This window comes from Paenibacillus puldeungensis (assembly GCF_042678945.1).
Classification (GTDB): Bacteria; Bacillota; Bacilli; order Paenibacillales; family Paenibacillaceae; genus Fontibacillus; species Fontibacillus puldeungensis.
Genome location: NZ_JBHTLM010000027.1, coordinates 34358 through 55758 on the forward strand (window position 1 = coordinate 34358; position 21401 = coordinate 55758).

At 50.1% G+C, this 21401-nt stretch carries 22 protein-coding genes; 10 read left to right on the forward strand and 12 right to left on the reverse strand.

Annotated elements, in window-relative coordinates; genetic code table 11:
- Window positions 1-78: 78 nt before the first annotated feature.
- The 8 genes from ACFQ3W_RS23610 to ACFQ3W_RS23645 all read right to left on the reverse strand — a co-directional run bounded on the left by ACFQ3W_RS23610 (window position 79) and on the right by ACFQ3W_RS23645 (window position 7173).
- Window positions 79-993 (reverse strand): copper amine oxidase N-terminal domain-containing protein, encoded by a 915-nt coding sequence (locus tag ACFQ3W_RS23610; protein WP_379321686.1) that lies wholly within the window; start codon window positions 991-993, stop codon window positions 79-81.
- A gap of 437 nt (window positions 994-1430) precedes the next feature.
- Window positions 1431-1775, reverse strand: coding sequence for an EamA family transporter (locus ACFQ3W_RS23615; protein ID WP_379321687.1), 345 nt, complete (start codon window positions 1773-1775; stop codon window positions 1431-1433).
- Window positions 1759-2106: a DUF2304 domain-containing protein gene (locus tag ACFQ3W_RS23620; RefSeq protein ID WP_379321688.1), complete on the reverse strand. Its 348-nt coding sequence runs from the start codon at window positions 2104-2106 to the stop codon at window positions 1759-1761. The genes ACFQ3W_RS23615 and ACFQ3W_RS23620 overlap by 17 nt, the downstream gene beginning before the upstream one ends.
- Window positions 2107-2811, reverse strand: a complete 705-nt coding sequence (locus ACFQ3W_RS23625; RefSeq protein WP_379321689.1) for a glycosyltransferase family 2 protein — start codon at window positions 2809-2811, stop codon at window positions 2107-2109.
- Entirely contained in the window at window positions 2808-4100 is a 1293-nt protein-coding gene (locus ACFQ3W_RS23630) for an ArnT family glycosyltransferase (RefSeq protein WP_379321690.1), read from the reverse strand. Before ACFQ3W_RS23630 ends, ACFQ3W_RS23625 begins: the two co-directional genes overlap by 4 nt.
- A gap of 106 nt (window positions 4101-4206) precedes the next feature.
- Entirely contained in the window at window positions 4207-4881 is a 675-nt protein-coding gene (locus tag ACFQ3W_RS23635) for a DNA-3-methyladenine glycosylase family protein (protein ID WP_379321691.1), read from the reverse strand.
- A gap of 14 nt (window positions 4882-4895) precedes the next feature.
- A complete protein-coding gene (gene abc-f / locus ACFQ3W_RS23640; RefSeq protein ID WP_379321692.1) occupies window positions 4896-6872 on the reverse strand; it encodes a ribosomal protection-like ABC-F family protein in 1977 nt (658 codons plus the stop codon).
- Window positions 6873-7023: 151 nt separating this feature from the next.
- The gene (locus ACFQ3W_RS23645) at window positions 7024-7173 is read right to left on the reverse strand and encodes an RAxF-45 family protein (protein WP_379321693.1); all 150 of its coding nucleotides are present in this window, start codon (window positions 7171-7173) and stop codon (window positions 7024-7026) included.
- A gap of 260 nt (window positions 7174-7433) precedes the next feature.
- Between ACFQ3W_RS23645 and ACFQ3W_RS23650 the strand changes: the two genes are divergently transcribed.
- The 3 genes from ACFQ3W_RS23650 to ACFQ3W_RS23660 are packed head-to-tail and all read left to right on the forward strand — an operon-like array spanning window position 7434 to window position 9770.
- Window positions 7434-8285 (forward strand): amino acid ABC transporter substrate-binding protein, encoded by an 852-nt coding sequence (locus tag ACFQ3W_RS23650; RefSeq protein WP_379321694.1) that lies wholly within the window; start codon window positions 7434-7436, stop codon window positions 8283-8285.
- A gap of 48 nt (window positions 8286-8333) precedes the next feature.
- Window positions 8334-9002 carry an amino acid ABC transporter permease gene (locus ACFQ3W_RS23655; RefSeq protein ID WP_379321695.1) on the forward strand — a complete coding sequence of 223 codons (669 nt, stop codon included), beginning with the start codon at window positions 8334-8336 and terminating at the stop codon, window positions 9000-9002.
- A gap of 12 nt (window positions 9003-9014) precedes the next feature.
- Window positions 9015-9770 (forward strand): amino acid ABC transporter ATP-binding protein, encoded by a 756-nt coding sequence (locus tag ACFQ3W_RS23660; RefSeq protein WP_379321696.1) that lies wholly within the window; start codon window positions 9015-9017, stop codon window positions 9768-9770.
- An 86-nt stretch (window positions 9771-9856) separates the two neighbouring features.
- Here the strand turns inward: ACFQ3W_RS23660 and ACFQ3W_RS23665 are convergent, their stop codons facing one another.
- From ACFQ3W_RS23665 to ACFQ3W_RS23680, 4 genes are all read right to left on the reverse strand, one after another.
- Window positions 9857-10807, reverse strand: a complete 951-nt coding sequence (locus ACFQ3W_RS23665) for a DUF4097 family beta strand repeat-containing protein (protein WP_379321697.1) — start codon at window positions 10805-10807, stop codon at window positions 9857-9859.
- Window position 10808: 1 nt separating this feature from the next.
- Window positions 10809-11486, reverse strand: coding sequence for an HAAS signaling domain-containing protein (locus tag ACFQ3W_RS23670; protein ID WP_379321698.1), 678 nt, complete (start codon window positions 11484-11486; stop codon window positions 10809-10811).
- Window positions 11483-11809, reverse strand: coding sequence for a PadR family transcriptional regulator (locus ACFQ3W_RS23675; protein ID WP_379321699.1), 327 nt, complete (start codon window positions 11807-11809; stop codon window positions 11483-11485). Before ACFQ3W_RS23675 ends, ACFQ3W_RS23670 begins: the two co-directional genes overlap by 4 nt.
- A gap of 182 nt (window positions 11810-11991) precedes the next feature.
- Window positions 11992-13560 carry an FAD-dependent oxidoreductase gene (locus ACFQ3W_RS23680; protein ID WP_379321700.1) on the reverse strand — a complete coding sequence of 523 codons (1569 nt, stop codon included), beginning with the start codon at window positions 13558-13560 and terminating at the stop codon, window positions 11992-11994.
- Between the two features lie 189 nt (window positions 13561-13749).
- Here ACFQ3W_RS23680 and ACFQ3W_RS23685 point away from each other — a divergent pair, with 189 nt between their 5' ends.
- From ACFQ3W_RS23685 to ACFQ3W_RS23715, 7 genes are all read left to right on the forward strand, one after another.
- A complete protein-coding gene (locus ACFQ3W_RS23685; RefSeq protein ID WP_379321701.1) occupies window positions 13750-14139 on the forward strand; it encodes a Fur family transcriptional regulator in 390 nt (129 codons plus the stop codon).
- Window positions 14121-14933 (forward strand): winged helix-turn-helix transcriptional regulator, encoded by an 813-nt coding sequence (locus ACFQ3W_RS23690; RefSeq protein ID WP_379321702.1) that lies wholly within the window; start codon window positions 14121-14123, stop codon window positions 14931-14933. The genes ACFQ3W_RS23685 and ACFQ3W_RS23690 overlap by 19 nt, the downstream gene beginning before the upstream one ends.
- 222 nt (window positions 14934-15155) lie before the next feature.
- A complete protein-coding gene (locus tag ACFQ3W_RS23695) occupies window positions 15156-16400 on the forward strand; it encodes a methyl-accepting chemotaxis protein (protein WP_379321703.1) in 1245 nt (414 codons plus the stop codon).
- A gap of 332 nt (window positions 16401-16732) precedes the next feature.
- A complete protein-coding gene (locus ACFQ3W_RS23700; RefSeq protein ID WP_379321704.1) occupies window positions 16733-17581 on the forward strand; it encodes a uroporphyrinogen-III synthase in 849 nt (282 codons plus the stop codon).
- Window positions 17582-17680: 99 nt separating this feature from the next.
- A complete protein-coding gene (locus tag ACFQ3W_RS23705) occupies window positions 17681-17989 on the forward strand; it encodes a phasin family protein (RefSeq protein WP_379321705.1) in 309 nt (102 codons plus the stop codon).
- A 3-nt stretch (window positions 17990-17992) separates the two neighbouring features.
- On the forward strand, window positions 17993-19660 hold the full coding sequence (locus tag ACFQ3W_RS23710) for an ABC1 kinase family protein (RefSeq protein WP_379321706.1): 1668 nt from the start codon (window positions 17993-17995) through the stop codon (window positions 19658-19660).
- A 460-nt stretch (window positions 19661-20120) separates the two neighbouring features.
- On the forward strand, window positions 20121-21401 hold a 1281-nt coding region (locus ACFQ3W_RS23715; protein WP_379321707.1), incomplete at its 3' end, for a DEAD/DEAH box helicase.

The following is a 21401-nucleotide window of genomic DNA, read 5'->3' on the forward strand; positions in this document are numbered from 1 at the left end:
AGATATCAAGCGTAAAAAAGATCAAAGGCTACCATATAGGCAGCCTTGTTTTTGTTTGCGATATCGCTAAATTAAACCCTATTTATTCGTTATTTTAAGTTCAGCTACCGGTTTTTTGCTGTCTGTTCGGGTTTCTCCCTTGATTGAGACGGCTACCTTGTGCATCCCGGTGCTTCGTTCAATTCTTCCAAGCTCTGTCTTGACGCCTTTAGCGTCAATCGTCCCGTAAAGCAGTACTTCAGACATAACGGCATCCGTGAAATATACGCTTTCCCCAAACGGCTTTGGAGGTGTCCCGATCTCAATCTTATTGCCTAAGCTGTCTTTTTGCCATTTCGCGATCAACAGACCGTCCTCATCGACCTCTCCATACGTCGTCATTCCCTTGTAGTCTTCTATCTGGCGAAGGGCCTCACCTCGCGGAAAAGTATGGTCATAAGTAAACCCTTCCCCGGTATAGGGCAGCTGTTCCAATCCGTCTTCAAAAACGAACGGAAGCCGGGCAACGATTTCGCGGGCTTCTGTCAAGTCGCCATTCATCATCGTTTTGTACTGCTGCTGACCTAATGGTGTACGGATGATGGTGCGCTTTTTCTCCTTATTGTAGGAGACGAAACCGTCAAGCGTTTGGGAAATAAATCGTAGTGGCACATAAGTAGTTCCGTTTTTGACAGTCATCGATGCATCTAGCTTAACACTTTCCCCGTTTATCAGGGCGGTCGGTTGCCCGGACTTAAGCTCAATGATTTTTTTGCCGGCTTGCAGCTTCACCGTCTTGGATTTCGCATCGTAAGCAATGCTCCAATCCGGATCCTTCAATGTGGTTAGCGGTACTAGGGTGCGTCCGTTTACAGATAAAGCGTCCCAGGACATATTTCCGTTAATGTAGACGCTCGTCTTCGATTCCGCAGCATGGACGGGAACTGCCGCCCCCAATAAACTGGTCACCATGCCGAATAAAGCTATTTTGCGTACCCAATTTGTCAAACTCATCCCAACCTCCCGAATATTTTAATAGCTAGTAAACATTGGAAGCTATATTGATTAGACGTGATAAACCGCAGAATAGTTTCCATTGTCAGGCAAATTTTATAAAAAGGAGCCCAATTAGAGATAGGCGAGGTGCAGACGAGATCAGGCGCTAACGAATCTATACGTTCTTATTTGACTAAAAATAGAGGGATTCATCATCTAACGAACCTACTCATTCTTATTTGCCGCAAAAACCTCGAAAAACCGTCATAACCTGCTAAATAGCGCCGTATGGGTTCGTTACATTTGAAATTACCCTATTTTCTATCAAATAGCGCTTATCAGGTTCGTTAAAATACCCACGTATCGAAGTATAAAAAAAGTGGACGAACTACGCTTGATCAGCATAGCATCCACATCCACTTTGAACATGCTTCATTGGTCGTGAATCTCTTACATTACTTAGCCAGCAGGTACACGCCGCACAAAATAACTGCTACTCCGGCCAGCTTCGTAGCGGTAATCGTTTCGTTAAATATAAAATAAGCCGGAACGAGTGCGAGGACGTAAGCCATTGCCTGCATCGGGTAAGCGACGCTCAGCGGCAACCGTGTTAGCACGGCAAACCAGAGCAGGGTGGCGATCGCATACAGCCCAACGCCGCTAATAACGTAAGGGGATGTCATCAGCTTGACCCAGTGCAGTCCGCCGGAGCGTGTCAGCCCGACTTTAAAGAGCACTTGGCCGGTTACAAGCAATAGGATATTTCCAAGCAGCAGGAGATAACTAATCGTTTTGTCCATGGAGAGCCTCCCGTTCTTTCAGAATCGCTATTTCCTGTGTAAGCCGGAGCACCTGTGCCGTTAGCCGCGTAATAACGATCGTTAAATGAAGAATAAATGCAAAGCAGAATATGAGCCCGAACAGGAAAAGCACCGCCGGAGCATATTTTACTCCAAGGCGGTCCGCCACCCATTCTACAAAGGAAACGTTAAGCGAAATGATTACAAGAATAATGCTGAATAAGATCCATAGCAGGGAGTATTGCTCCCTCAATTTTTGTCTTCGCACCAGCTCTAGGACGAATACTAGGAACAAGCAAGCAATGCTGATGGACAACACATAAATGCTCATTTATTTCTGCACCGCCGTTCTATCGTAACGGATAGCGCTCATCAGCACGGAGAGCGTCACCTTAATCATATAATAGACGGATTTCACCGGCGTGATCGAGGATTTCCCGGTAGTACGCGGGTTCATCTCGGTCGCTACCTCGGCGATCCGGCAGCCTTTTCGCTTTAAGTACACAATCGACTCTACCTCCGGATAATCCACCGGATAATAGTGGGCATAAAGGTCGATTACCTTTCGCCCAGCCGCACGAAAACCGCTGGTGGTATCGGTAAATTTCTGCCCTGTGACCAGCGACACCAGCATCGAAAAGAACACAATTCCCACTCTTCTGGCCGGGGAGGAATGATAGGATGTCTCGGCCACAAATCTTGAACCGATCACGAGATCATTCGTGCTCGCCTTAGCAATCAGCTTCGGCAGCTCCTGAGCGGGGTGCTGACCGTCCGCATCCATTTGAACGGCGATGTCATACCCCATTTCCTTGGCATACATATATCCGGTTTGCATCCCACCGCCGATTCCTACATTAAAAGGCATTGTGACTACGCGGGCACCTGCTTCCCGGGCATACATTTCCGTATGGTCGGATGAGCCGTCATTAATGACGAGAACATCCGCATCCGGCGCAAGAAGATGAATATCCCGTATTACCGAAGCGATGCTGCCTTCTTCGTTATACGCAGGGATAATGATAAGTGTCTTCACGTCGCTGAGGCCCCCTTTCGTTCCGCCTTTTTTAAGGGACGAGGCAGGAACCGACTGATCAGCCTGTCCACAAAATACGCCCCAAACATAATTAGCAGTACCATGTTCGGATACCCGTAGCGGTTAAAAGCGACAAACGGAAAATAAATCAGCGTAAAATACCCAAGCGCCAGGAGAAGAGGAAGCAATTGGTTTAACTTCGACTTGATCAGCGCCCAAACGATTCCGGCCATATTAATGACCATCAGCCAGATTTGAATCACGTTCATGACAGGACGGGTTACAGGCCAAAACGGCCGGGAGTAAAACGGGTGAAAGTACAGTTCAACCCATCTGCCAAGCGTATACCAATACAGATATTTCAAAGGCTCATGGATGAACCCGTATTTCGCAATATCGAGTCCTTTATGAAAAGCGGCGCTGTCGGCCCCCTGAAAAATTGTCTTCGGATCATACTGCGGATAAGCTTCAAAGAAACCGGCCGGTGGCAGTTGTCCGTGGATACGAGTCCCCAGCAGAAACGGACTGCCGCCAGAATTCGTGAACAAAATGAACTCATGAAATGTTACCCAGTTACGGATCCACCATGGAGTAAGCAGAAGTATGTAAGTAATCCCCATCAGCATGGTGTATTTCACCATGAGTCGCCAAGGTAGCCGCGTTCTCAGCCATACAATAAGTAAAACGGCTGGGTAGAGCGAGGCGTGCGGTTTGAAATAGGCCGCTGCCGCCGTCAGTACGCCTATGAGGATATAAAGGCCGGAACCCTTCCGTTCCATCGCTAGTATAGTGCAGCATACTAACAGTAGAAGAATCGTGCGGAACGTCGTCTCCGACAAAATAACCCCCGAGGAGAAGTAGTCCGGTAAATATAAAGCACTGGCGATACATGCTATAAGCGCTACGCGATCATTGAAGATCCGTCTACAGATCCAGAAAATCAAGTAGATGCATAGTGCCTGCTGTGCGCATTGAAATAGGCGAAAGGCGATCACTCCGCCTTGGTCTTGGCCGAAAATCGCCATCAGTCCGGACAGAATGAGCGGCAGGCCGGGCATAATAAAGGCCGAAGGCTCTTCCCCTGAATTATAGGCCAGAACTCCCTGGTTCAGCAGAAGTCTAGAGGACTGAATGTACTTGACATCATCGTTATTCGGTTTAATCGGGTCTCCCAGCAAAAAATAATTATTGTACGTAAGTACAATAATGCAGGAGACAATGCCGACAAAGGCTATCAAACCGATCAGGACCATTTTGGTCGGACGGCTAATTTCTGACCGTGAGAACAACTTATTCGACCCCCGCTACTCATATATTGTAATCCACATGAATCCAAATGATTTCCTTTCTATACCAATATCTTATTCTATATGCAATCCAAAGACGGCGCAACCGTCATAGGGAGGGATTGCCGAACCGTTCTTCAAAGGTTTCTCCGGAATCGACATGACCCCGGTTGATCCCTTCCCATAAATATAAGGAAGCGATCGAGCCATAGGGCGTCCAGGCAGGAGCTACCTGCTGTAAATACTTACGGTCAGGGCGCTCCTCCATAGCATAAAGCCACCTGGCGGCACGCTGCAGACCAGCGTCACCGGCTGATACGATATTCTCGCGCCCCAGAGCAAAAATGAGGAACATCTCTGCGGACCACCTGCCAATGCCTTTGACGGAGGTGAGCTGATCGATCACATCATTGTCACTCATATGCTCAAGCTGCTCCAGTACAATTTCACCGGATAGCACCTTGCTGCATAAGTCGCGAATGTATGCGACCTTGGAGGCCGACAGACCGGCTGCCCGCAAATCGGCATCGCTTTGGGCCGAGAGTGCTGCCGGGGATAGCTCCCCGGCAAGCTCCAGCACTCGGCCGCGAATGGTGGCTGCGGCCTTAACGGAAATTTGCTGACTGATGATCGATCTGGCCAGCTCGGCAAAATAGGGGCCTTGCGGTTTAGTCGTTAAGCTTCCAATCAGTGTGATCAGCTTTCCCATATGCGGATCGGCCATAGACAGCGCCTGAACACGCGGGTCCTCAAGATGCAAATGAAATTTTGCGGTGCCACTCATTAAGGGCTCCTCCTTTATTCTTCAGATTCGTCCAACAGGGTAAAATATCGCTCCATCAGCTCTTCAAGGCGCTGCTGCAGGTCATCCCGCCGGCTTTGAATCTCCGTCAGCCGCGAGGCGTCGAAGGCGGCCTCCGGCTCAAGCATCGCGGCGTCCACTGCCGCGAGCTCCGCCTCTAGCGCTGCGATATCACCCTCCAGCTTGCGGAGCAGGGACGGGTTCGCCTGCGTTTTGCCTGCGACTTTCGGCTTCTTGGACAGCGCTCCGGCCATATTAACCTCAATATTAATGGGGCTGTTCTTAGCTGTGCTAGTATCAGTGCCAATTGTCCCGGCCTGAACGTTCATTCTTGCCAGCTCTTCCTTGTAATCCTCATAGCTGCCGAAGGTGACGCGCATTCTCCCATGGTCCAGTTCCCATATCTGACCTGCTATCTTATTTATAAAGTAGCGGTCGTGTGAGACCGCTAGAAGCGTCCCCGGATACTCTTCGAGCGCCTCCTCCAGTGCCTCCCGAGAATCTATATCCAGGTGGTTGGTCGGTTCGTCCAGCAGCAGCAGGTTTGGCTTGCGGTGCATCAGAATGGCGAGTCGCAGCCGGGTCCATTCTCCACCCGAGAGGCTGCTTACTTTTTTGAACACATCTGCGCCGTAGAACAAGAAACGGGCCAGCTGATTTCGGGCTTCGCCTGTCTCGATCCCGATCTCGTCTCGGAAGTACTGCAGCACCGTCTCGTCATGATCCGAGGGCGCAGTCTGTTGGGCGAGATAGCCGACATCAACCCTAGAGCCTAAACGAATTTCGCCTTCGGCATGGGCTTCGAAGCCGAGAATATTTTTGAGCAGGGTGCTTTTGCCCGCCCCGTTGCCGCCGATCAGCGCGGCCGTCTCACCATAGCGGAGTGTATGGTTGATGCCGCTGAATAAACGCCGCCCGCCGACCAAGGTACCTACCTCGCGCAGTAAGATCGCGTCTTTCCCCGAGCGGTCTGACTGCTGCAGCTGCAGATCGATTCGTTTGCGCTCCAGAATTGGCCGTTTCAGCTTCACCATCCGATCCAGCGCCTTCTGCATCGAAGCAGCCCGGCGGTGGAAGCCTGGATTCGGCGGGTTGGAGCGATTACCCCACTCGATTAGCTGTTTAATCGTTTCCTGCATCTTCTTTATTTTCTTCTGCTGCTCCTGATAATCGGCAAATTGCTGAAGCAGCCGCTGCTCTTTCTCTTCTTTATATGCGCTGTAGTTGCACGGGTAAGTGAACGCTTCGCCATCCTCAAGCTCTACGATTTTGGAGGTAACGGCATCGAGAAAGTAACGGTCATGGGAGATAACGATGGTCGTCCCGGCAAAAGAACGCAGGAAGGACTCCAACCACTCAATCGCCGCCATGTCCAGATGGTTGGTCGGTTCATCGAGGAGTAAAAGATCCGGCTGCTGTAGCAAAATGACTGCCAGCCCAATCTTCGTCTTCTCCCCACCAGATAGGGAAAAGAAGGGACGGGAGAACTGGTCAGCAGGTATGCTTAGCCCTGCGGAAACCTTTTCAATCGATGCCTCGATTTCATAGCCGCCACCGCGTTCAAAGGCTTCCTGCAAGGCACCGTACTGACCCAGCATCACTTCAAGCGTGGCATGGCTGCCACTACCGTTATCCCCGGTGCTGGATGCAGCCATGTCCGTCTCAAGGCGCTGCATTTCCGCCTGCATCTGTCTTAGATGCGTAAAGGCGGTTAACAGCACATCATAAACGGTTTCACCCTCGCGAACATCAGGAATTTGGGACAGGGCACCGATCCGGGTGTTTTTGCGGATGAAGAGTTGGCCTTGGTCTGGCTGCTCACTACCAGTTAGCAGCTTCATCATTGTAGTTTTCCCTGTACCGTTTCGGCCGATAAGCCCTACCGTTTCGCCTTCTTTAATTTCAAACGTTACATCGCTAAGCACCAGTTCGGCGCCGTAGTATTTCTGTATATTTTGACATTGAATCATCATGGTTATAATCTCCTTCGGCCTATGCCGTCCTGCCGAAAGCATCATCCTTAGGCTCAGGGGCTGCTGTTCTGTTCTACTAGCGCCCGTTAGTTACAAAAAGAAGGCTGCAGGAAATCCTGCAGCCTTCTTAAAGCACACAAAGTCCGTGAGGTTAAGGTAGGAGCGGCATTTCGCAATTTGTAATGGATATCGAATTGTTAAAAATGGACAGACTGATCCCGTTACGGGCTGCAGCATGAACAATGCCAAACATTGCCATTGGCAGTTGGCTAACTCGACTCCACACAAATTTACGATCCACTCTACCCACCTCCTTTTCATATAGTTACGTTAAATTATATTCTCTGGATTTGGAAAAATCAAGTATTGCGGAACGGGATATACTATTTTTGGGCATGGCAAAGTAGGCAAATTTTGAAAAGCATATAATTTACATTGGAATTATGAGAAAAAACCGTTGACGGATAATGTCGAAGCGTGTAAGATTCATTTAAACCGAGCGAAATAGTAGGAAATAAATTAATTTAAATAAACTCTTACAACGATGGGGGAATGAACATTATGAAAAAACTCAGCTTACTTGTACTCACACTCGTCCTTACTGCACTGCTGGCGGCAGCTTGCGGAGCTAATAAAACCGGTAACAATCAGGCAGAAAACAAAGGAGCAGCAGGGGAGGGGACTACAACAACCGAGCAGCCAACTGCACAGAACACGCTTGAAGCCGTTAAGTCTAGCGGCAAGCTGCGAATTGGTACCGAGGGAACTTACGCACCGTTTACCTTTCACGATAAATCCGGCAAGCTTACCGGCTTTGACGTAGAGATTGCGGAGGAAGTAGCGAAGCGCCTCGGTGTTCAGCCTGAATTCATCGAAACGCCATGGGACGGCATCTTTGCCGGTCTTGATGCAAAGCGGTTTGATGCCGTCTTTAACGAAGTCACGATTCGTGATGATCGTAAAGAGAAATATGATTTCTCGGACCCGTACATCGTTTCACGCGCTGTTCTGATCGTTCGCGAGGACAATAAGGATATTCAGAAATTCGCGGATATAAAGGGTAAAAAAGCAGGACAATCGCTGACGAGCAACCTGACGGATATCGCCAAGCAAAACGGAGCGGAAATCGTAGCTACCGAGGGCTTCAACCAAGCGATCGATCTATTGCTGTCCAAACGAATCGATGTTACCGTGAACGATGGTTTGTCCTATCTGGATCTGAAGAAACAAAGACCGGACGTTCCGCTGAAGGTCGTTGATGAGATGCCGGAAGCGGCGGAAAGTGCAGCTTTGTTCAATAAAGGAAATACCGAATTGGTAGAAGCCGTCAATAAAGCGCTGGCCGATATGAAGAACGATGGTAAATATCTGGAAATCTCCAAAAAGTACTTTGGTGAGGATGTTTCGAAATAAAGGTTTGATGCGCTCTGAATGAACCCTTCTTGAAAAGGATGCTTGGATATGGATGAACGAAAGTGGCAAATTTTGCTCGACTCATTGCTGCCCCTGCTAAAAGCAGGGGTTGCTTTTACCGTTCCGCTTACACTGATTTCCTTTGCTCTCGGCTTGCTATTAGCCATTGTTACAGCGCTGGCCCGGTTGTCGAGCTGGCGCGCGCTGCAAGCCATCTCCAAATTTTATGTTTGGGTTATTCGCGGAACCCCGTTACTTGTGCAATTGTTTATTATTTTTTATGGTCTGCCTTCTGTTGGGGTAACTTTGGATCCTTTTCCGGCCGCGGTCATAGGTTTTACGCTTAGCGTAGGGGCATACGGTTCGGAGATCGTACGGGCGGCGATCTTGTCCATTCATAAAGGGCAGTGGGAAGCTGCTTATTCGATTGGGATGACTCGGTTTCAAGCTCTGCGGAGAATTATTCTGCCGCAGGCCTCGCGGGTCGCAGTACCACCGCTTGCGAACTCGTTCATCAGCTTAGTGAAGGACACATCTTTGGCCGCAACCGTGACCTATACGGAAATGTTTCGGACCGCGCAGCAGATTACTTCAACGACTTATGAGCCGCTGCTCGTATACAGCGAGGCGGCGGTCATTTATTTATTGTTCAGTACCGTGCTGTCTGGGCTGCAGAACTATTTGGAGAAGCGGCTAGACCGATTCTCGGCGAGGTGAGGAGGGCTATTGATGATACAAATCCGCGATTTGCATAAGAAGTTTGGTCCGCTGGAAGTGCTCAAGGGGATTAACCTGCAAATTGATCAGGGCAAGGTGCTCGTTATCATCGGGCCTTCAGGATCAGGCAAGACAACGCTGCTCCGCTGCCTCAACCTGCTTGAACTGCCGAATCGGGGTAGTATACAGATTGGCGATGTGCAGCTTGAATTCTCTGAGGGAAGAAAGCTGAAGCATAGTGAGGTACTGGCTCTCCGTAAAAAAACGGGGATGGTTTTTCAATCATATTATTTGTTTCCTCATATGACTGCACTGCAAAATGTCATGGAAGCGCAGATTCAGGTGCAGCGGAAGTCCAAGGAGGAAGCGCGGACCCGTACCATGGAGTTGCTGAATAAAGTAGGCCTAGGGGAGCGTGCGGACTTTTATCCGCACCAGTTGTCGGGAGGTCAGCAGCAGCGGGTCGGCATCGCTCGGGCGATGGCGGTAAATCCGGAGGTGCTGCTGTTTGACGAACCAACATCAGCACTGGATCCCGAGCTGGTAGGAGAAGTGCTAAAGGTGATGAAGGGGCTAGCCCAAGAGGGAAGGACGATGGTCATCGTCACCCACGAAATGAAGTTTGCCGCCGAAGTGGCCGATCGGGTGCTGCTCATGGATGAAGGGACCATCATTGAGTCCGGAACGGCCCGGGAGGTACTGGAGAATCCAGCTAGCGAACGGGCACGGGCTTTCCTTAACCGGATTGCCCAGAAGGAGACCGATTGAAGCAAACTATGCCAAGCAGCAAAGCGCGGGGACAGGGCTTTACAGCCCAATCCCCGCGCTTTTTTTGCGATCATGCTTAGTAGAATTTATTTAACCTTAATATTGCCGGAAACCGAGCGAGCCTTGATAATATCAGACGTTTCTCCCGGAGATTCCGGAGCGGTAACATTCCCGGAACTTGCGCGTAAATCGTAGGTACCCTTGAAATCCGGATCACTAGACAAGCTCACATTGCCCGAGCCGACGCGAATATCGAGGTTATCGGACCGTTGGTCCATAAGCGTGACATTCCCAGACATGCTGTGAAATGTTCCGTCGCCTGTGAAGTTGGTGAATCGGATATTCCCGCTCCCGACCGAGGCATCTACGTTTCCAGTCACACCTTCCGCCGTGATGTTGCCGGAGGTCGTTTTCGCTTGAAGCGAACCGCTCAGCGTTTCGACCCGAATATTCCCCGAGGACAGACCGATGTCCGTGTCCCCCTGGATTTGGGAGGCGGAAATTTCGCCAGACGTGGCGGACAGCTTTAATTCGTCAGCAACAATGGAATCTGCATGAAGATTCCCAGAGATGGTTGTAAGATGAATCTTCTTCCCTTGAAGTCCGGTAAAATGACCGTTGTTAGATCTTGCCTTAAAGTCAATCCGATCCAACGCGTTAGGATTGGCTAACGCTACGACGATGTGCTGTTTGGTGGATTGAAAACTTATTGTAAGAAAGGACCAGTAGAAATCATCGTTCATTGGCAGTTCAAGCGTCTGGCTTGATATTTTGGCCTGCTTGATCTTGTTAATCGTTTGCTGCTTCATATTGCCGCTAACCTCAACGTAATTGGTTCCGTCCGGGCTTTTGATGAATTCCATGTCTACATCATAACTGCTGTCAATGCTTAAAGCCTTAAGTGCATCTTGATCAAAGGTCCATTTTTGATGAAAAGAAGGATAGTCATCGCCGAATTCAAATTTATTGTATGTCGCTCCAGCAAGGCCTAGCAGGATAAGGATAATCGCAAGAATAGACCACTTTTTGCTGCTCATTTCATTTGCCCCCCTTCGCTACACGCACATTCCATGCCAAGTAAGAACTGGTGAGACGGTTCAAACCTTTGAAGGCATGACGGGAAGCGATCGTAAGTAAAATGCCGATACCAATTAATGCAATAACAGCAAAGCCTTTTGCCGGGTAAAAATTGCCGTGCACCAAATAATCTAAGCCTAAAGCTAGTGGACTGATAAGGCCGGATAGCGCGCAGGCGGCAAGGCTAATTCCTATAGCCCACAATGAAAGGATTAGTGGGGCAACAATAGCGTTTAGAAAAAATAAGCCGGTATAAACCGTCCAGGTTGCAAAAACCCCTCTTCCTGTCCGGACGGGAGAGAAATTACCGGTTGAACCGTCTGCGTTTAATCCACCAGCAAATGTTTGACTAGCCCGGTGAACTCCGGCAGTTTCCCCCGCAGACTTAGCATTTTCCCTTCCCGAAGCTTCAGGGCCAAACCAGTAAACATGCTCCTTTGGTACGTAACGATTGCCGAGGGCTTCCTTGGCCAGTTCAACCGGATCACCCAACTCCTGGGCAATTTCCAGTTCCGTTTTTCCATTTTCTAAGCCAATTGAGAAATGTGCTTCGTAATCCTCCAGCAGTTCACCCCGCTCTTCCGGGGGAAGAGCGGAGAGATTCGCCTCAAGAATCGCCATAAATTCCATTCTGTTCATTTTCGGCTTCCTTTCTCGATTAATGTCGATACGTTAAGGACAAACTGCTTCCACTCAATCACCAACTGATGCATGTATGTTTCGCCTTCCGGAGTCAACTTGTAATATTTACGTGGTGGGCCTCCCGTGGATTCCTGCAGATATGTGGTGCAATACCCCTCGTTGACCAGTCTTCTAAGCAGAGGATAGAGCGCCCCTTCGGCGACCTCAATATGCTTGGAGACGGACTGGGCGAGCTCGTAACCGTAACGATCCCGCTCATGAATCAGAACAAGGACGCAAAGCTCCAAGGCGCCTTTCTTGAATTGGATACTGATATCCAATACTCTCTCGCCTCCTTAATATTTCTTCGTCTAATTGTCGTTTTTTTTACAGTACTGAACATTAATCAGTATTAATGTGAACATAGTAACACACGGTACTGATTAATGCAAGGTAGTGAATATAGAAAGAGGCACCTGTCCATCGGGAGATGGCAGGTACCGTTAAGATATCATTTAGAACGCTAGCTTTTCTCCTGTTCCGGTTGCCGACTAAGCCGAGGCAAGTCCTCCGTAGCGGGTCCTTCGATGACCTCTCCCTTATAATTGAATCTTGACCCGTGGCACGGACAATCCCAAGAGCGCTCCGCTTCATTCCACTTTACCTCACAGCCCAGATGCGTACAGGTGGTGTCGACTAAATACAGGAGTCCTTTCGGATCCCGGTAAGCTCCCGCTCGTTTTCCTTGATGCTTGACCACCGCCCCTTGATCGGGTACGAGGTCTTCGGGCTTCAGGTGGACGATCTCTATTTTTCCCGTTACTAATTCTTTGGCTACATCGGCGTTCTGCGCGAAAAAGTTCTTCACGGTAGGTTCCCCAATGAAACGGGAAGGCGTAAACAATTCCGTGTAGCGATTCTCTTTCTTTAGAATCAGGTCCCTGATTAACAAGGCGGACACGGTGCTATTCGTCATGCCCCATTTTCCAAACCCTGTGGCAACATATATGTTCGGATGGTTCGAAGTAAGGTGGCCGATATAAGGTACCTTATCGAGTGTTTCTAAATCCTGCGTAGACCAGCGGAAAGGGATGGACTTGGCGCCAAAAATCGCCCTGCCGAATTTCTCAAGCTCCTCATAATGCTTGAACGTGCAGTCGTCTTTCCCGGTTTTATGGGATTCCCCGCCGGCCAAAACGACGGTTTTCCCGTTCCATTCGGCAGAGCGAAGCGAGCGCTTCGGATTGCCGCAATTGATATACATGCCTCCGGGATAGGCTTGTTCCGGCTCGATGGCGACCACGTAGGAACGTTCCGCGTACAGTCTGGTGAAGTAAAAGCCTTTTCCGTCGGTAAACGGAAAGTGAGAGGCCGAAACGGCATGACTGCAGACGATGGAGGGACCGTCATCGGTCGCAAGCCTAAGCCGACCGCCATCCAGATTCTCAACGGAGCCCTTTAGTGTCGTATGCTCATAGAACGTTCCGCCATGCTTCGTAATGTAGGATACCAGTTCCTGCAAATAGTGAAGCGGGTGGAATTGAGCCTGGTTATGCAGCACGATGGCTCCTCTAGCTTCGAGCGGAAGGGACAGCTCGTTTAACCAATCCCCAGGCAGACCGAGCTCCTCGTAAGCTTTCCATTCAGCTTCGAGCTGTTTCAGCTGTTGGTCCGAATCCGCGTACAAGTAGGCATCCTCATGGCGGAACTGGCACTCAATCCTCCGCTCCTTGACTGTTTTTGCGATAAATTGCAGAGCTTCCTCGTTCGCTTCATAATACAGCCTGGCGCTGTCCCGGCCGAAATGGCTGATCAACTGATCATAGATCATGCCGTGCTGGGCGGTGATTTTGGCGGTCGTATGCCCGGTTGTACCGTCCAGGACTTTACCCGCATCGATAACGGTCACTTTAAGACCTGCCTGGACTAATAAGTAGGCGGTTGTAATGCCCACGATACCTGCCCCGATAATTGCGACCTCGGTGTCGATATCTTCGGTTAGTTTGGAAAAGGTGGGGAGAGATGTCGTTTTCCGCCACATGGATTCCGGATATCGTGGTAGTCCTTCGGATTTAGCTGGATCATGATTCATGTCGGGTTCCTCCTTGATAGCAAGTTAATTTGAAGGATATGGCTCGTATTTAATGCTCATTATTTCCACACAATGACAATTGGAAACAAGTCGTTTTCTCGGAACATATTACAGGTCTGTATATCTTGACGGAGTATAAATTAAGACTTATACTAATTCTAAAAATAAACCAATGAGGATTGATCATAGATGAAATCTTTAAATCTGACGACCCAGCGCAAAGCGGTGTACGATGTCGTTCGCAATTCTCACGATCACCCGACAGCGGCTGAAGTGATGAATCGCCTTGTGGAACAGGGATATAATTTTGCATATGGTACCGTGTATAACTCGCTGCGGTATTTAACGGATAAAGAAATGATTCGCGAACTGAAGCTCGGCGAGGCTGCATGCCGGTACGACGGTAAGCTCGACGACCACCAGCATATCCTGTGCGAGGTTTGCGGGCGAGTTGACGAGGTAATGTCTCACGTGCCTGAGGAGTGGAGCCGTGCCGTTGCCAAGGAGACCGGTTATGATGTACATCATGCCCATGTCGTATTCGGGGGGGTATGTCCGACATGTCAACAGAAGAAGTAACGATAAAGGGACAGTCCATTTCCACACCGTCTTTTCAAAATTCTGTGAACGAGGAGCTTACTCAGGATGATTTGACTATGGGGCGTGTGGCTTGTCCCGTAACGCAAAGAGTGATTGTTATTAGCCCCTTTCCAAGCGACATTCATGAGCTGGTTCGGGATTTGTCGGAGGGGTGTTTTGACGTTTTAGTATTTCACCACTGGGAGCAAGGACTCCGCAACGCCTTGTCGGCGGATTTGCTCATTTTTGATCTAACCTCCTATCGGGAGGATGAGGAGTCGGCCGTATTAAAGTCGCTGGCGCATCAAGAAACCGGTGGAATCCCTTCGCTGCTGCTCGTGAAGGAGTCGATGTTATCTCGTTTGGACCAGGGTTTGCTTCAACAGGAATTGTTAGTATGGCCGGCCAGACCGATGGAAATTGTGTATCATGCACAGCGGATTATTCGCAGCAGCGGAGCGAGCAGACCGGCTTCCCGTTTGCTTACCGGTACATCCCCGGCGATTTTTAAGGATTTGTGGATCGATCGGAAGAAGATGGCCGTCTATCGCAGCGGAGCCAAGATTGAACTGACCAAGACGGAATATGAGCTGCTGGTCAAGCTGCTCGAGCACGAAGGCACGGTTCTGTCTCGGGAGGATTTGCTCGTCGAGGTATGGGGTACGTCCTTTCTTGGCGGCAGTAACGTCGTAGATGTGCATATTAAGAGCCTGCGCAAAAAACTAGGGGATAAAGCCGCAAATCCCGTATATATCACTACTGTACGCGGTGTCGGATATCGGCTGGCCGATTGACACCTAATCGCAAATGTTAAAACTGCCAAAAAGCTCTCCTTTGAGTGGATGCTGGATATCTTCCATATCAATAGGAGAGCTTCCTTTTTATACAATGTTCAACTATGAAGCGAAGGAGTATAATACGTTGAAGCTGAAGAGCTTAAGGAGATGATTGGAAAGATTAACGATTTTCCATGCTGAAAAACCGTCGTATTTTTTCTATGGAAAGGACCTGTACATATGAGAAGAAAAGTTAGATTTGCTCTGCTGGCGACTATTATTTCAGTAGCTATGGTCCCCAGTATTCTCGACCTGGTGCTTAACGGAGAGTTGGAAAACACATGGTTTTTGATTTTTGGAATATCTGTCGCTTTGGCCATTGCCGCAGCATTGTTTAACATTCGTTTCGTGGCTGTCCCGCTTGACCGGTTAAGTGAAGCCACGCAGAAAATCAGCTCCGGGGATCTGACCCAGCGGGTGGAATATTTGAACCGGAAAGACGAAATCGGCAATCTGGCGAATCATTTTCAACAAATGGTGGACGATCTCCACAGTATGATCACAAACGTTCGGGAAACGACGGACCGGGTCACTTTGTCTGCAGAACAATTGTCAGCTGGTACGGAGCAAACGACAAAGGCGATCGAGCACGTTACGGTGGCGATTCAGGAAATGGCGACCGGAAGCGACCGTCAGCTGCAAAGAGTGGAAAACGGTGCGGATGGTGTGGAAAAGATGTCTGAGCAGGTTATCGTCATGTCGGAGCACATTCGGGCTGTCACCGAAACGATGGAACGCACAACCGGGGTTACGGAGGAGGGGAATGCCTCTGTACTTGATGTCGTCGACAAAGTGAATCATATCCAACAAACGATGGACGAATTGGGCGCTGTCATGAAAACACTGAGTGAACGAACGGAAAATATCGGCGGCATCGTTGAGGTGATTACAGGCATCGCCCAGCAAACGAACCTGCTCGCCTTGAACGCCTCCATTGAGGCGGCTAGGGCCGGCGAGGATGGACGCGGCTTTGCCGTAGTGGCCTCGGAGGTCCGCAAGCTCGCGGAGGAATCAGAGCAATCCGCACACCAAATTGCCGAGCTGATCGCCGGCATCCAAGGGGAAATGGAGCGGGCCATCACTTCGATGGACAGCGCCATTAACGGTGTGCGGGAAGGAAGAGAAGCCTTTGACGTATCCGGCCGCTCCTTTTCACGAATTCGAGAAGCGGTTCAAGGTGCGGCGGTCAAGATGGAAAACGTGGCGGTCTCGGCGAAGGAACTGGCGCAAGGGGCTGAGAAAGTGACGGATTCCATTAAGGATATCCGGCTTATCTCCGAAGAAACCGCAGGAAATACACAGACGATTTCCGCGGCGGCGCAGGAGCAATTGGCCTCGGTTGAAGAGATTGCTTCATCATCTGCCGACTTATCGCGAATGGCTGAAAAGCTGAGAACGCTAATCCATAAATTTAAGATTCAATAAAAGTGCAAAAAACGCTGGAACCAGCCTGGTCCGGCGTTTTTTTGAAATATATATATGTTAACTGCAGGTTTTACAATTAAAATTCAGAATTTCGCAATTCGCCCGAAAATAGCTGTACTAAATACATTTAGTGGAGTGAATTCATACCACAACCGTAACTAGTTGCACATTTAAAGGACCTGGCGGTGATTTTTCGCCAGGGTTCTCGAAAGACATATAAGAAATGATAAATGATTGGGGGCCACGAAGCGGCTCTCATAAGAAGATGATTTACTTCTTTTTCACAGTCGTATAAGCTGAAAAGAAAACTTGAGCAGGCAAAGGAGGCAGGCATGGCACGGAGATTGGAAGGAAAACGGATCGCTTTGACGGGACCAAGACGGGCTCAGGAGCTCGGAAAGCTGGTGGAGAACTTGGGCGGTATTCCGCTGTATCGCCCAGCACAAGGAACGGTGCTGCTGGATGACCTCGATTTGCGTAGCGGCATTGTCTCCTGGGTGAAGGAGCCGCCGGATTGGTCGATTTTTACGACGGGAATGGGACTGGATGCTCTGTTTGACATGGCGGAGGATATGGACGTAGCCCTGCAGCTGTGGGATGCGCTGCGGCAAAACCATATCGCTGCAAGAGGCTACAAAACGGCAAACACCTTAAAAAAACGCAAGTTGACCCCTATCGTTCGCGATGATGACGGAAGCACAGAGGGGCTGATCCGTGGGCTTAAGGAGTTTGATTTTCAAGGTAAAAAAGTGATGCTGCAGCTCCATGGGGACCCGGCGCCTAGATTGGTAAGCTGGCTTGAGGCCCAGGGGGCTAGCGTTACCCAAGTGCTCCCTTATCGGCACATCTCTCCACCGGAGGAGGTACTGGAGCAGCTCTTAGATGATATTGTGAACGAACGTGTAGACGCCGTTACCTTTACAAGCGGCCCTCAGGTTCGCTTCCTGCTGGAGCATGCCAACAAACAGGGGCAATTAGCTGCTTTACTCGAGGTGCTGGAGGGGCCGGTTCTAGCGGTTGCCGTAGGCAAGGTGACAGCGGCAGGTCTTCATGAGGCCGGTATTCCGCGCGTATTGGCGCCTAAGGAAGAAAGAATGGGGAGTATGATCGTAGAGCTGGCCCGTTATTACGCCGGGGAGACAGAAGCGTTGAAGGCCGAAAATCAGCAATCGGAGAACTAATAGTCGGGTGTGATAAAGGAATGCTAAACATTTCACAAATTGGGGTTATAATGGGATTAGGCAACATCCAAACCTTTTTTGTGGAAAGGACGGTTGGTTATGAGCGATTTATTGAAGAAGGCATTTTCGCTGGGCTTTGGCATTACAATGGTTAGCAAGGAAAAAATTGAGGGCATTGTGGATGATTTAGTAAAACGCGGTGAACTGGCTCCATCGGAATCAAAACAGCTCGTTGAAAAGCTGATCGACCGAGGGGAAGAGGAACAAAACCGTTTTAAAGAAATGGTGAACGAGCAGGTAAGAACGACACTTCAGGGTATGGGACTAGCTTCGGCTAAAGAGGTGGAGGACCTAACTCGGCGGGTAGCAGAACTGGAAATTAAGCTTGCTGAACTTCAGCAGCCTTAAGCCATGATCAGCTTTTTTCGTCATTCCGGTCGTTATCGTGAAATAGCCATGGCGCTGGGGCGCCATGGCTTTGGGTTTATGGCTGAAGGCGTCGGATTGACCAGACTTCTGCCTCGTCCACTCCACCGCAAAAAAGTGAAAACCGAGACCCGGACGCTTGGTGAGCGAATCCGGCTCGTACTCGAAGAACTGGGTCCCACCTTCGTCAAGGTAGGACAGCTCGCTAGTACTCGCACCGACCTACTTCCCGAGTCGATCACCCGGGAGCTGGTCAAGCTTCAGGATCAAGTCCCCCCTTTTTCAGCCCAGGAAGCCCGGCGAATTTTGGAAGAGGAACTGCAAATGCCGGTAGAAGATTTGTTGGGCAGCTTCAACAATGAGCCCTTAGCAGCCGCGTCCATCGGACAGGTGCACGAAGCACGTCTGACTACGGGTGAACGGGTAGCTATCAAAATCCAGAGACCGGGCGTAGTCCCGGTTATAGAACGTGACCTTGATATTTTAAAGACTTTAACGGCGCGGGCCCAAAAACGGTGGACTTGGGTTTCCCGTTATCAAATTCCGCAAATGGTGGACGAGTTCTCCAGATCGATCCGGTCGGAGCTGGACTACAGTCTCGAAGGCCGAAATATGGAAAAGATCGGCTCCCAGTTCAAGGAGGAGAAGGGAATTTACATTCCCAATGTATTTTGGCAGTATACGACGTCAAAGGTGCTGACGATGGACTTTGTCGAAGGGCTGCATCTTAGTAGATTGCCAGAGATAAAACAGCAGGGTGTTGATCCCAAGGATCTAGCACATCGCCTCGTTTATGCGCTGCTTCATCAAATATTTGACATCGGTCTATTCCATGCTGATCCGCATCCCGGAAATTTATTGGTTACGCCTAACGGAGATCTGGCTTTTATCGATTTTGGCATGGCCGGGCGGCTCAGCAATGAGATGAAGGATCATCTGGCCTCTCTGGTCATTTCCTTGATGAAGAAGAATAGCGCGGGTATGGTGCGGGCCATTCTCCGCATGGGACTGCTGGATGAGGGCGTTGATATGGCGGGACTGAAGCTTGAGATGGAACAGCTTCGTGACCGCTACTACGACACTTCGTTTGCTCAGATTCGGATCGGGGAGGCCATCAATGATCTGTTTGGGGTAGCCCAGCGCCACAACGTTATCATACCTGCCGATTTGCTGCTGCTTGGCAAAGCGCTGATCACTGTGGAAGGGGTGGCGCTTAGCCTCGATCCGGAGCTGCGAATTCTCGATATGGCCGAGCCGTTCGGCCAAAAGCTGCTCAAGGAAAGATACGGACCGCGCCGTGTACGAAAAAAGCTGATCGACGGAGTTATCGATATGGCGGATTCCTTGTCCGATTTGCCGCAGCAGGTTCGTAATTTGTCGATGCTGATCAGCAAAGGGAAAATGAGAGTGGAGATGGATTTACCGGAGCTGGAGCATTTTCTGCGCAAGTTGGACCAAATCAGTAACCGGGTATCTTTTAGCATTGTGTTGCTATCTTTTAGCATTATCATGGTCGGGTTGATTATCGGTTCTTCCTTAGCAAGAATGCCTACGGTGCTGTGGAAGTTTCCGGCGATCGAGATCGGCTCGGTCGTAGCTACACTTATGTTTCTCTGGCTGCTTTATTCCATATATAAATCGGGAAAATTTTGAATTGACTTAAGGCAACAGGATATTTTTCGTGCTTGAGTTCGAATATTAGTGCGTGTTCCAGTTCGTGCGTTGGATCGTGCGGCGACCTCTGTTACAATAAGGGGACCATTAGATGATGAAAATATAACCCCAGTGGTACACGCGACTTTTAGGATAGCCAAAAATCAGAATAGCTGCATTCTCTACATCTAATTTTGAGGTACATCCCGTTTTCATTTTTTTAATTGTAAAAGGTGCATTTAAATGGGCGAAAAACGAAGGGATGAGTATGCCTACCTCGATTTAGATGTATTTTTTGCACTTGTTGACGCGGGGGACGCCTAAATGTAAAAAATAAATGTACATAATACATTTAGACACCCACGCATGTCTGATTTTTCAGGTAGAAGCTAGTTATACTAGGGGAAATTAAGCTTTCTTCACATGGAGCTGTGTTTATTAAAATATGAGGTGAATCCTGTTGACAACATTTCAAAACCTGGGCCTTTCGCCCGCTCTGCTTCAAAAATTACAGGGACAAGGCATCGTATCCCCAACACCGGTGCAGGAGTCAGCCATTCCGGTGCTGCTAGCCGGAGAGGATGTCATGGTTCAGGCACAGACCGGTACCGGGAAGACGCTGGCCTTTTTGCTGCCTATTTTGGAAAAAATCCGAACGGACCGGCCGGATGCACAGGCGCTCATCATAACGCCGACACGCGAGCTGGCGATTCAAATTACAGCGGAAGTACGCAAGCTGGCGGAAGCCCGCGAGGGTTTATCTGTGCTGGCAGCCTACGGTGGCCAGGACGTTGAACGGCAGCTGCGCAAGCTAAAAGGCGGTACTCAGCTTGTCATCGGCACGCCGGGCCGTTTGCTTGACCATTTGCGGCGGGGGTCGCTTACCCTTGGATCCGTTCGCATGCTGGTGCTGGACGAGGCGGACCAAATGCTGCATATGGGATTTCTTGCAGAGGTGGAGGAGATCATCCGCCTTGTTCCTCGCAGTCGGCAGACGATGCTGTTCTCTGCAACCATGCCCGATAATGTAAAAAGATTGGCCAAAACGTACATGGACCGGCCGCGGGATATCCGGATTGCCGAGACGTCGCGAGTGACGCTGGACAGCATCCGGCAAGTGGTCGTAGAGTGCACTGACCGGACGAAGCAGGAGGCGCTAATCGAGAAAATTCGCAGCCAGCGGCCTTATCTTGCCGTTATTTTCTGTCGCACGAAGCGCCGGGCGAGCAAGCTGAATGAAGCGCTGCAGGAAGCGGGCTTCAAGTCCGACGAACTGCACGGCGATTTGTCGCAAAGCAAGCGCGAGCAGGTGATGCGGGCGTTTCGGGAAGCCAAGCTGGAGCTGCTGGTAGCTACGGATGTAGCGGCGCGCGGTATTGACGTTGAAGGTGTGACGCACGTGTTCAACTACGATATCCCGCAGGATGTAGATAGCTACATCCATCGGATTGGCCGGACCGGTCGCGCCGGGGAGAAAGGCGTGGCCGTTACGTTTGTAGCGCCGAAGGATCACGAGGAGCTACGCCAGATCGAGCGCGGCATCGGCCTCCGGCTCGAGCGCCAGCGCTTTGACAAGAGCGGCGCGGGAACCGGCGGGGAGCGGATCGTTTCGGCCCGCCGCGATGCAGGCAAGGCGGGCGAACCGGGCAGCCGCCGGGCGAAGCCGAGCGGCGGCGCAAAAGGCCCGCACGGTCGTCGCGGTGACGCGGAGACCGTGCTGGGCCGTTCGGCGGGCGCGCCT